Source organism: uncultured Microscilla sp. (assembly GCF_947493425.1).
In the GTDB taxonomy this organism is placed as follows: Bacteria; Bacteroidota; Bacteroidia; order Cytophagales; family Microscillaceae; genus Microscilla.
Genome location: NZ_CANLRP010000214.1, coordinates 1 through 12,680 on the forward strand (window position 1 = coordinate 1; position 12,680 = coordinate 12,680).

General features: G+C 43.3%; 5 protein-coding genes. 4 read left to right on the plus strand and 1 reads right to left on the minus strand.

Annotated features, from left to right (window positions below; all coding sequences use genetic code 11):
* Window positions 1-158: 158 nt before the first annotated feature.
* Window positions 159-1,205, minus strand: a complete 1,047-nt coding sequence (locus tag Q0954_RS29850) for a cytochrome c peroxidase (protein ID WP_299464208.1) — start codon at window positions 1,203-1,205, stop codon at window positions 159-161.
* A gap of 1,008 nt (window positions 1,206-2,213) precedes the next feature.
* Here Q0954_RS29850 and Q0954_RS29855 point away from each other — a divergent pair.
* The 4 genes from Q0954_RS29855 to Q0954_RS29870 all read left to right on the plus strand — a co-directional run bounded on the left by Q0954_RS29855 (window position 2,214) and on the right by Q0954_RS29870 (window position 12,318).
* A complete protein-coding gene (locus Q0954_RS29855; RefSeq protein WP_299464211.1) occupies window positions 2,214-3,365 on the plus strand; it encodes a hypothetical protein in 1,152 nt (383 codons plus the stop codon).
* 132 nt (window positions 3,366-3,497) lie between these two features.
* A complete protein-coding gene (locus tag Q0954_RS29860) occupies window positions 3,498-4,508 on the plus strand; it encodes a hypothetical protein (RefSeq protein WP_299464214.1) in 1,011 nt (336 codons plus the stop codon).
* Between the two features lie 21 nt (window positions 4,509-4,529).
* Complete coding sequence (locus Q0954_RS29865) at window positions 4,530-5,033, plus strand: hypothetical protein (protein ID WP_299464217.1); 504 nt, start codon at window positions 4,530-4,532, stop codon at window positions 5,031-5,033.
* Window positions 5,034-5,043: 10 nt separating this feature from the next.
* Window positions 5,044-12,318: a LamG-like jellyroll fold domain-containing protein gene (locus Q0954_RS29870; protein ID WP_299464220.1), complete on the plus strand. Its 7,275-nt coding sequence runs from the start codon at window positions 5,044-5,046 to the stop codon at window positions 12,316-12,318.
* Window positions 12,319-12,680: the final 362 nt, after the last annotated feature.

A 12,680-nucleotide genomic window follows, 5' to 3' on the forward strand; every position in this document is an offset into this window, starting at 1 on the left:
ATGTGAGTGTAAATCCATTGCACAAATATCGTAATTTTAAAAACAATTGTAAACCAGCCCATAGTGCGTTTAGTCTGACCATTACCAGCTTTTACTGGGTAAAGGATATTGGTAATGGCTCATCCCTCGTGTCTTTTGACCGATGTTTTTTTTACTTGCTATTTAAAAGGATCGGCAAACTTCTCATCATTAATAAAAGTATTATCTGTCAGGGTATTCAGAAAAGCTACCACGGCTGTTTTTTCGGCTGCGGTCAGGTTTAACCGTTTTGGCTGGTTGGTTCCTGGTGCTTTCAAGCGGTTGTCTAAAGCCGGATGTGCTTTTACCCCACTATTGTAATGCTCTATTACCTGCTCAAGCGTAGCGAAACGTCCATCGTGCATATAAGGAGCAGTAAGTGCTACATTACGTAGCGACGGCACTTTAAATTTACCCTCGTCAGTGGCAAGTCCCGTTACCCCAGCCAACCCTTTGTCGGTAGTGGTGGCATCCAGCCCATTGTTGAGCGCTTCTCTGCCTATAAATAAATCGGTACTGTGGCATCCGGCACAGCCTCCTCTGGCAGGGTCGCTAAACACCTGACGCCCCAGATTTTCTTCGGCGGTAAGCCCGGTAAGGTTGGTCCCTGGGTTGGTAGGACCATTTTGTCCGTTGAGTGCTTCATCGTATTTCGATTGATAAGATACCATAGAACGTATAAACTGAGCAAGCGATTTAGAAATTCTTTCGGTAGTGACTGTAGTGTCGCCATAAGTTTGACGAAACAGTACTTTATAATAGTCTAGCGCCTGCAGCTTGGGCACCAGGTTTTCGAGAGTCATTCCCATCTCTATTTGGTCTTGAATAGGCATTAATACCTGATCTTCTAAAGTAGCGGCGCGCTCATCCCAGAAAAATTTGCCGTTTTCATAAAACAATGCATTGGCAAGGCTCATCGAGTGCCGCCCGGTTTTGCCTCCTTCGAAACCATTGCTAAACTGGGCTGGGTCGGTAAAACTTTTACTTTGTAAATGGCAAGACCCACAAGCTATGGTATTATTAGCCGAAAGGTTTTTGTCATAAAACAATACCCGCCCCAGGGTAGACCCCAGATCGGTCACTGGATTGGTGCTGGGGGTATTATTGGCTACCTGTACTGGGTTCACCTGAAAGTGGTTTGGGAGGGTAATGTTGGAGTAGTTGTACGGCTCAGAAGGTAAATTCAATGTTTTTGCCAAGACTTCTGTGTCCGAAGTATTATTTTGAGGATCTGTCGTTGATTCTGTTTTGGCACAAGAGGCCAGCAAACATAGACAAACAAAGGATATTATATAATTGGGGTATCTCATAAAAAAACGATCAAAAAAAATAACAAATAAATGGTAAATGATACATTGTTATAAGCCCTTGAGCAAGAGCTTGTAACAATGTATTGATCGTTTTTTTAAATAATTATAGTACAGTCAAATGATTTTGTTAGGCAATAAAGTCAAGGAAAAACTGGATGTTTGTTCAGAATGAATTTGTTGGTTGCTTGTGGAACAGGGTGCACCTAGAACCTTATCAGTGCTATAGACTATTGTTGATCTAATTAGTTGAAGTCCCCTTGATGCGAAAACTTTTGTAAAAAATATTTAAACAGGCAACCAATCCCTTGACCAAGGTTGTATAGCATTGTAATTAGTTGAAACTATCTATCTATCTATCTATCTATCTAAACAAACCTTAACCACACACATGACAACTTTCAATTTGATAAATTGTCGACAACGCCTTTGTGAACTGTTTTACCCCTCTTTAGGAGCAAATCCAGAGGGTTATGCACCACCGGAATTCAAACCAAACAAGTTGGTAACTGCTTTGTCCTTGGTATGCGTAGATTTCCATTTTTCATAAATCAGTGCATTTGGAGCAATTAAAAACCAACATTTCCCCCATCATTCTAATGGCACAGAAAGCGAATCTGAAGGGTTTGCTTGTAAGAACTTGTTTAAAACTCATCACAAAATTCTCAAATACGAAAATTTAAACAAGCTCTAACCCTATTTGCAGCCAGCAGCAATTAAGCTGACTCTTGGGCTATAAGCTTATTTTGATCTTATATAATTTCAAGTGATTGTATTTTTATTATTGATTGGTACTTTTGAATTGTCATTAATTATTTTTTTTAATATCAGAAAACAAACTCTAGTTTCGATCTGGAGAAATTCAATCAATCTAAATAAACACCATTTATGAGAAAGTTGTACTTTACAAACAAAACAGGAGTCCTTCGGGCATTACTCCTAAGTATGGTTTTATCGGCTGGCTGGGCAAACCTCGGAGCACAAAGCAAAAGAACCGATATTTTTATTCATGCTGATAACGATGCCAGCAATTATAATCAGAGAATACATTTTCTGGTAGGAAAAGTTTATCTCGGATATATGAAGAGAACAAACAGCACCACCCGGCAGTTTCGCCTACACAATAATACCCAACTTCATGTGGACAGCAAGGTAGGTATTGGCACTACAGCCCCTACCGAAAAACTTCAGGTAGAGGGGCGCATGCGCTTAGGAGGCACTAATGCTGGTATTTGGTACGAGACTGGCACCACCGATTGGTTTGTAGGCAGAGGGGGTACTGGTCATAAAGACGATTTTCGCTTTTATCATGGGGGCGATAAAATGATCTTGACCAACGATGGTAAGCTGGGCATAGGCACTAGTTCGCCCGCAGGCAAACTCCACGTAAACGGAAACATCAGAACCCAGAATGGGACTGATTGGTCAGTTTTTCAAACAAACGAAAACAGTAAATATTCAGAAATTCGCTTTGGTGATGATTCAGACGATCGTTTCCGAATCTATTTTGACCATAACACCGATCCCGACCGTGAAGTGGCCTCTTTTCTAGCCAATGGGAATGTAGGCATCGGCATCAACGCTCCCCAAGCCAAATTGCATGTCAATGGTGCCAGCAAATTTACTGGCAAATTAACGGGTACTAGTGCCGATTTTAGTGGTCACCTCAAAGCCAATCAGATCATCTTAAACATAGGCAGCTTTCCCGATTACGTATTTGCTCCCCAATATACTCTGATGCCCCTGGAGCAGTTAGAGGCTTACATTCAAAAGCACCATCACCTACCCAAAGTGCCCGCTGCTACTCAAATCATCAAAGAAGGTATGGATGTGGGGCAAATCAATGTACTGTTGATGGAAAAAGTAGAGGAGCTTACCCTACATACCATTGCCCAACACAAGCAAATCAAAACACAGCAGCAGCAAATCGACACCCAAACCCAACAAATCCAACGATTAATGGCACAAAATAAAGCCCTTATGCAACGACTGGAAAAGCTGGAAAAAGCTACCCAAATCAAGGGAGCAACTAAAAAGTAAATTAGAGCTAATTATATAACAAGTTTTACGCAAGATATTGATTATTAGCGGCTTACTGTTACTTGTCGCTTAGAGCTAATAGCTTGCAACTACTTTAAAGAAAATTGATGTTAACCTTAACAATACCTCAAAATGAAAACATATTTATTCACTATTTTAACGCTTTTAGGCATGTACCAAATAACCTTTGGGCAGGGCTTTGCCAATACCTTTACTGGATCTGACGCAGGTACCAAGAACACCACCGGTAGGTATAATACTTTTACTGGATATGGTGCAGGTTATGAAAACACCACTGGAAAGAACAACACCTTTCTTGGGTCAGGAGCAGGGATTTTCAATACAAAGGGTAGCGGCAATGTGTGCATAGGATTTGGTGCAGGCATAAATATGACTGGCTCCAATCAATTGTATATCGCCAATAGTTACGATATGCCCTTGATTTATGGAAACTTTGCCAGCAAAAGAGTAGGCATTGGTACCATTACTCCCTCTGAAAAATTTCAGGTAGAGGGACGCATGCGTTTGGGAGGCAACAAGGCAGGTGTTTGGTACGAAACCGGTGCCACCGATTGGTTTGTAGGCAGGGGCGAATCAAGCAATCATTTCCGTTTTCATTATGGAGACGATAAAATGACCCTGACCAATGATGGTAAGCTCGGCATAGGCATTGGGGCTCCCCAAGCCAGTTTGCATGTCAATGGTACAGGCAAGTTTGCTGGCCAACTTACTGGAACCGATGCTCTATTTAGCGGTGAACTTGTCAGTACCAATGCCACCTTCAGCGGCCATCTCAAAGCCAACCAAGTGATTCTCAATATCGGCAGTTTTCCCGACTACGTATTTGCTCCCCAATATACCTTGATGCCCCTGGAGCAGGTAGAGGCTTACATTCAAAAGCACCAACACTTACCCAAAGTGCCCGCTGCTACTCAAATCATCAAAGAAGGCATGGATGTGGGGCAAATCAATGTATTGCTGATGGAAAAAGTGGAGGAACTCACCTTACATACCATTGCCCAACACAAGCAAATCAAAGCGGTGAAAGCCAGTGAGCAACAACTCAAAGGAAAAGTAGAAGCCTTGGAACAACAACTCAAAGAAATCCACAAAGAAATCAAGGAGTTACTTAAGAAAAAATAATCAATCATCTAACTACATCTCATGAGAAATAGCATATATACTTATTTATGGCTGGTAAGCTTGCTTTGTCTGGCAAGCCCAGTTCAGGCTCAATATACGGTCTTTAAGTTTGTGGCAGAAAACGACCACAAGGCGCTGAGCCTGCATAGCACTGGTTTAGTGAAAGACAGTGTACAAACCAGTGAAAATCAACTGGTACAACTATTTATTTTGAAGCGCACTGGCGACAATGTGTTGATTGCGGCAGCCAGCGACCCTACGCTTTTTTTGAAAAGAAATACGGACGGCACTTTAGTATTGACCCAAATAACCGGCAACAATCCCGAACCTGCGGAGTTTCAATGGCGCATTTTATTTGCGGGCATTCCTTACCTGGTGATTGCTGACCCCAGCGATTCGAGCAAAGCCATTCATTATGATGGAAGTTCTTTTAAGGTAGGTACCCTGCCTCAAATCCCCAATAATGGAAGCACAGTAGCCCAGGATTTTCGCTTTAAAATACAAAAAGTCACCAATACTTTCTAACCCTTGATTAATGAAACAAACAATTACAAAACAGTTTTCAGCATTGATTATTTGTCTGCTGGCAGGTGTCTTATTGGGGCAAAGCACTCAAGCCCAAACAATGCCTGGGGTAATGCATTTGCCTAAAAACGAGTATACCTCTTATGTAAACCTGGGGGTAAATCTTCAGTCCGATTTGATTGCGCCTGGAGTAAATGGCGAAGCCACCCTAGAGTTTTGGATAAAGTCGACCCAGGCTGGTAATGAGTGGACCCTGACCGATATGAGTATGGGAACGGAACATTTTAAACTATATATGCACAACGAGCACCAGCTCAATGTACAGGTAAAAGATCAACCGCTTACCGCAACAATAGCTGGTGAAGTGACCCACAATCTTTGGCACCACATAGCGTTGGTAGTGTTCGATCAGGGGCGTCAGTGTGAACTCTACGTGAATGGAGTCAAAAAAGGACATGTACCTTTTAGCAATTCAGTAAAAGGACTCTATTTTCAGAAAAAGACGAGCCAGGAATTGTTCATAACCGAAATACGTGCCTGGGATAAACGCCGTACGGCTGAGCAAATCGCCCAAAATCAGTGGCGGTCAGTCATTCGTGAAAACCTGACCACCCTTAAAGCCAATGAGGGATTGCGTTATTTCTATGGTACCGATGATCAAAACCAAACCGACCACCCTTCGTTGCCACGCCTTAAGATGTCGAATTGGCAAAATGCAGTGCCTGGATTTGATGCAAAAATCAAAGCAGTGGGTAAGTACGACCACAAAGAGTTGGCTATAGTTAAAACCAATACTGACCATCCTGTTCTCGACAATCAGCTTATTCAGTTGACGGCTAGTAAGGGAGCCCACGAAGATAAGGTTCGTTTGCACTGGTTGCACGTCAAAGGAGCCGATGGTTATCATATTTTCAAGAATGGTTCTTTGATTGACAGCAAGGAGGCGAATGGCTTGGAAATATCGAGCAGAATATCTTTTGATGATGCAGATGTTTTGCCTCAGGATATGTATGCTTATGAGGTAAAAGGTTACAGTCATAATGACCCTATTTTTAAGCCGTCAGGTGTTGACCAAGGCTTTATTTTCCCCAATGGAAAGATCATTGGAACTGTGAAGTCGCGTGAGGAACTATTTATAGAACATGTAGCGCTTAGTGCCAAACCTGTGGCAGGCAGCATGTTTGGTCATGCCCTGGAGTTTAAAGCAGGCGCTACTCCCATCAAAGTAAAACAAATAGAGGTGTTTCGTAACTTGCCTTCTTTTACTTTGGAGTTTTGGTACAAAGGTACTGGGGGCAACAATACCATTTTTGCTTTAGACAATACTAAAGTGCAAGTAGAAGGAGCCCGCATACAGGCAACCCACCATACAGGTGACGTTTATATTGCGTTGGATACAAATACTGTAGTTGATAACCAGTGGCACCACTATGCTATCACGTTTTCGGCCAATGGTGGTCGCATTTATGTAGACGGTGGCAAAGAGGTAATCATTGATAATGAGCCACACATCACGGCCAATGTTACCAATACTACGCCTTATTTTTATGACAATCTGGGAGTGGTAAGCTCTTTTTCTTTCAATGCTAAGCGAGGCAGTGATTATAGCCTGGACGAAGTGCGTCTGTGGAACAGCGAAAAGCAGCAAGTACTTAAAGAAGGGACACTGGTAACTGAAACCGACCAAGCATATGCCGACCGTTTAGACCAGGAAATTCATGAGCGCTATACCCATGTTATTTCGGGCAATGAGCCGTATTTACTTTTGTACTACCGTTTCGATCTGGGACATACCCATAATGGCGTTACGTATATTTTTAACCAGGCTCAAGCCCATAAAGGCAGCTATATTGGTGCTGGACACAGTTTACACTGGTTGGCTGCTTCAGAACAACCCCGCCAACTAAAGTATGGTACCTTTACCAACGATCAGGGATATTATGAATTGACCATGATCAATACAGGCAAGGGCGCCAATGCGGTAGATTTTACTGTAACGCCTTATAAAATTAACCACGTATTTGATCCTACTGACAGGCAGGTAGTATTGAAACGGAGCTTAACCAAAAGCGATTATATCAAAACCGCTGACTTTATCGACGAGTCTACCTTCCCCCTGGCTGGTCATGTGTTGTATAAGGTAGATGACAAAGAATACCCTGTACCCGTAGGGCAGCAGTTTACGTTGGGTGGCAACCTGATTCAGGGTGATGATCCTAACTTTAAGACCGACCACGCGGGAGCTTTTAGTATAGGAGGTCCTATAGGCAAGTATGCCGTGGCAGTGTATAACCCTTTCGAAGAACAAACGTCTGGTACCCAAACCCTGGCTTTTGATGGGATAGATGACTACGTAGTTTCAGAAAAAGTGCAAAACTTCCAGCAAAAGGGTACCTGGTCGGGTTGGGTGAAACGCAGAAGTTTTCCTCCCGATTCAGTACCTGCCTTGCAAACCATACTACAAGTAGGCAAGCTGCGGTTGGTATTGAAAAACAACGAATCGTTGCAACTTATGCAGGGAAATACTGTGTTGATTTCTTCAGTAGAAAAAATCAGCGATGACTGGACATTTTTTGCTTTTACCTTTGACCAAGGTACTTCTAAGTTGACTTTGCATATAGGAGCAGTAGCCCACGAACCTTCTTCGGCAACGCCTGGAGTAGATATGGTAGGTCGCATTGTACTGGGGGCGCACAAGGATGCCGCCCAAAACTCTGAGTTTTTTAAAGGGAACCTGCATTTGATCGAATACCGTGATAGGGTGGCTGATGATGCTTTGATAGGGCAAATACGCGAAGGAGGTTATATTTCTGGCGACAAAACTTCGCTTAAAATTTCTTATGCCTTTACCGAAACTGCCAAAGAAACCATCCGCACAGTAAGCTTGTTGCCCAACGCGCATAAATACGTACTGGAGCTAAAAAATGGCGTGGCAAGAGATGAACAAACCATTAACCCCTATACCCGCAAAACCAAACAAGAGTATGATGCGGGTGGCGTGGAACCTTATGTACTTCGGTTGATCGACCCTAATGATTCGAGCCAGTACAATTTTAATGTGGTAGATCCTGTAACTGACCTGAGGTTTTACAACAAAACCCGTTATGGTCTGGTAGGCAACATTGTGATCCCTTGTGGTTGCGATATAGGCGCCTGGAACATACGAGTAGAACGCACTGATATAGTGTCTCCCAAGTATGAGAAAAGTTATACCGGAACTGAAGTCAACGCATTTTTCAACGATAATTTCACCATATTTACCCTGCCAGCATTGATGCCTGGCAAGTACAAAGTAACTTTGACCAACCAAGCCACTCCATCCATTGTGTTGGAATCGCCCATCATTAATTTGAGCAAGGGTTGGAAAACCTACGAATTTGAGTACCGAAATCCTTTGCAGCTCACGGCTCAAATTGTGCAAAAAATAGGCAGGGTAGAGCAAAACCTGGATTCCGCCACTGGCTTATCAAAGTTAAAGGCGCAGTTGGTTGATTTGACTGCCGAGGAGTATTGTACCGATTCGGACAAATATATCTTAGAAAAAGAAGTAGGCTACTTGATGGCACTCCAGGCTTTTGAGCAGTATAACGACAAAAAGTGTTTTACCAAAGGGGTGACCTATAAGTTTACTGGAGATTTGGGCGAAGCTGTAGCTCAAACTGATGGATCTACCGGGCAGGACTCGCTGGTATTTCGGACAGGAGAACCCAACTTTTTTGCCCCTCATACCCGAAGGTTGAACGTAACGGTAACCCATGAGCAACGCACTATCCAAATACCCATTGATGCCTACGTGACAGGCACCATACAGTTTAACAATGACTTTACTTTTGAGGCACCAGCCAATATTCTTGCTGTATTGCATGATCCTCCTGGGGGCAATAGTTCGACCTCGCTTTCCGAAAATGTGAGTTTTTCGTTTTCCGAAAACATTTCGCACGAAGGTGGTTCTGAGGTTAACATTGATTTCTCTACAGGCTTGAATAAAACCTATTATACTGGATATTGGGCTGGTGTAGGGGGTGGAGCCTTATTTCTTGAAAAAGTAATAGATACTGAAGAAAAGTTTAAGTTTAAGGTCACCGAGAATTTTAAATTTGGCGGTCAGAATACCCGAAGTGCCGAAGTAAGCCTCAACCAAACGGTGAGCACTTCAAACAACCCAGATTTGCCTGGGCTCCCCAGTGATGTGTATGTAGGGTATGCGCCCATCATTCATGTGGGCAAAGGTAAAACCCTCAAGGTAGAAAACTGCCAGCCAGTGTATAATGAAAGTGCCGACGTGATGAGACCTGATCGTTCTCCGTTTTTTGCCATTACCCATCAGCAAGTGTTGGATGTAACCATTCCTAACCTGGAGCTTTTGAAAGCTGCCACTACCAATCAGGATTCTATAGGTATGTACCAGCAGCAAATAGATGGCTGGCGCCAAATTGTAGCCAACAATGAACAGGTACACGCCAATGCTGCTTCTTTGCCTAAGTTTGAGGTGGTAAACAATGCCGGGTCTAGAAGTTTCCCTGAGTCTATTGCCTTTGCAGCCGGAGCCAATGTGTCTTTCGAATTGACCGATATGAACAGTAATGGGGGTGGTAGCTCAGCAAACACCAACACCAGCATTAGCAAGGACTTTAACAAGAGTTTTAAAATATTTGGAGCCTTGGTACACTTGAGGTCTAATGTAAGAGGTTACCACGAGTATGAGAAAACTACCAATACGGATGGATCTAACAAGAAGACTTATAGCTTTGAACTTTCCGACAGCGATTTGGGCGACCAATTTGATGTATTAATCAGGCGGGATGGCAACCATACGTATGCTACCCCAGTGTTTAAAACTGTGGCGGGTAGAAGTATGTGCCCGGTAGAAGTAGGCACTCAACCTCGTCAGGGGCTAGAGATTACCTCAGACGTGCAAACCGGAGTGGCCGATCTGGATGATCAGGTAGCGTTTAATGTAACCTTAAAAAACACCCAGGTAGCCATTGAACCCGCTAATGGGGGATACCATAAAACTTATGGCCTGAAGGTGCATGATAACAAAGGAGCCATTATAAAGTATGAGGGGGTATTAATGAATGAAGCCACCAAACCTATTGTGTTGGATGCCCAGGGGCTGGGAGCTATTAAAAATGGTTTGCTGACTATAGAACGTAATCCTGCTTCTGCGAAAACAAAGTTTGAGAACATTCCAGTAGTTTTTTATGCTTTATGTGAAGAAGAAAATGGCTCGTTGGGCTATTACGAAAGTAATGTAAAACCCAGCACGGGTATAAACCTGGTAGATACTTTGTATTTATCGGCAGAGTTTCATCGTCCTTGTGTAGAGCGCATTGAAGTGTTGAAGCCTACCAATCACTGGGTAGTAAATAGCCAGTCTGACAACAAGTTGGACTTGGTGTTTAAGATCAACCACCCAGATGCTTCTATGGATAAGTTGCTCATTGAGTACGCCACTGCACAAAGCAATGTGCCTCACCTTTTGGAGGAAATCGTTGATCCGATAACTACCCTGACCAAACGAGCCGATGGCTACTATGTGTATACAGTAGATGTAAGTGGGTTAGTAGATGGTGAGTATAGCATTCGTTTGGTGCCTCAATGCGGCATTGGTACTGAGCTTTGGCGTAAGCAACATGCCACTGATTGGATTGCTGGTAGTATTTTTCGTACCAAGCCTGTTTTTGTAGCGTTTACTCCTCATAATGGCGGATTTTTGGAGCAGGGCGAAATCAAGGCTACCCTTGACCGCCCGATCAAGCAAGCTGGATTGAATTCACTCAATATTTCGTTGCGGGGTATTCTCACGGGCAAGGTGTATACCGCCCAATCAATACTATTAGATCAGGCAACAGACTCTTTGTGGGTGCCCGACCAGGCAGTGCTGGATTTGGACTCGATGTATACCGTAGAGTTTTGGGTAAAACCCAGCCAGTTGCCAAGTCAGGAAGTGTCTATCATCGAGAAAGGCAGTAACTTTAGAATCTCGCTGACTGGTGATGGTAAAATCAACAATGGTCGCCAAGTATCCTCTCAGGCTTTGTCAGTAGGTAGCTGGACCCACGTAGCAGTAGTGCACGATGGCAACCATAACATCAAGACTTATTTTGATGGAGTACTGGTAGCTAATTTGAGTCAGGTGCCCCCTTTTACGACCAACGATGAGGCATTGGTGGTAGGCAAGCAAGCAAATGGTACTGCTTTTATGGGCGCTTTGGACGAAATCAGGGTTTGGAATATAGCGAGGTCTGATGCTCAAATTGGAACCGATAAAGCCCGCATGTTGACTGGAAACGAGGCTGGTTTGCAAGCTTATTATGTGTTAGACAACAATGCTTTGGGGGCAGAAGAGTTACGTGACTTTACGGCTAAAACCAAAGGTACCAAAGCAGTAGGTGTGGCATGGGTAGAAAAAGAAGAGGCAGCACCTATCAATGCAGAAAGTGTAGTGCAAAGCGTGCCCATAGATGTGGTTTTGTCGGGTGACTGTGAAATCATCATTAAGCCTAAGAGCAATTTCCCTGACTATTACCTCGAAGGAGCCATACTTACGGCTTCTATTGGTCCTGATGCCGTACTAGATTATTATGACAACAAGGCCGATGCGACCAGCTGGAGCTTTATGGTAAACAAAAATGCCCTGAGTTGGGACATCAACAATACCGAAATTACCCAGCCTTTGGGACAGGCCACCGAGTTTTCGGCAAGTTTGGTAAATACCGGAGGAATTGCGGATACCTATAGGTTTGAAGGTTTACCTACCTGGCTTACTTTACGCAATAAGAGCCTAAATACAACCTACAATTTGCCTGGCGGCTTTACACATCGGGTAGATTTTAGAATTGATGCGAATTTAACCGCTGGAGAACATGAGGGTTTTATGAAGGCTTACACTCCTCAAGGCATTGAGAAGTTCCACATCAAAGTGGTGGTGTCGGCAAGTGTAGCACGTAATGTAAGGTTGGTAAAACTTACCTTGAGTCCTGTAGGCGAAGCTGGAGCCGAAGCGCCTGGCTATAGTTTAGAGCAAAACCATCCAAACCCGATGAGTGATCTTACCAGAATTGACTATAGTCTGCCTGAAGCTGGCCATGTCGAAATCAATATTTATAGTTTGGCAGGTCAAAAAATAAATACCTTGGTTTCAGAAAATCAATCAGCAGGTAAGCACACCATCACCTGGAACCGAAAAGACAAAAGTCGACAGCGGGTAATTGCTGGTGTGTATGTGTACGAACTTAAATGCAATGGTACCCATATTCGCAAGCGGTTAATAGTAAAGTAAGTTAGCCTACTTGGGTGTGCGTTTTTTCTGTAGCAACCTTTGCGCAGGCTAATCCCATTTACAAATGTAGGGTCAGGCGTGCCAAGGTAACCAAATACTTAACCAACCCTTCGGAAACTTCAGGTTTTCGGAGGGGTTTTTTATTAAAACTGTGGCCACTATTTGTTTAAGGAAGGGTTATGAGAAAGGCAAAAAATCCTCAAAAGAGTTTCTGGAGAGGTTTCCAGTCATTTTTGAGGATTTTTTGCCTCTGTAAAATTTTAAGTCAGGGAATTAATTATTTTCTACTAAGGAATGGTGAGAAATTAAATTACCATTCTTGAGGTAGAGGTTTTGTTTTGAGACGAGGCTATTTTTTGCGC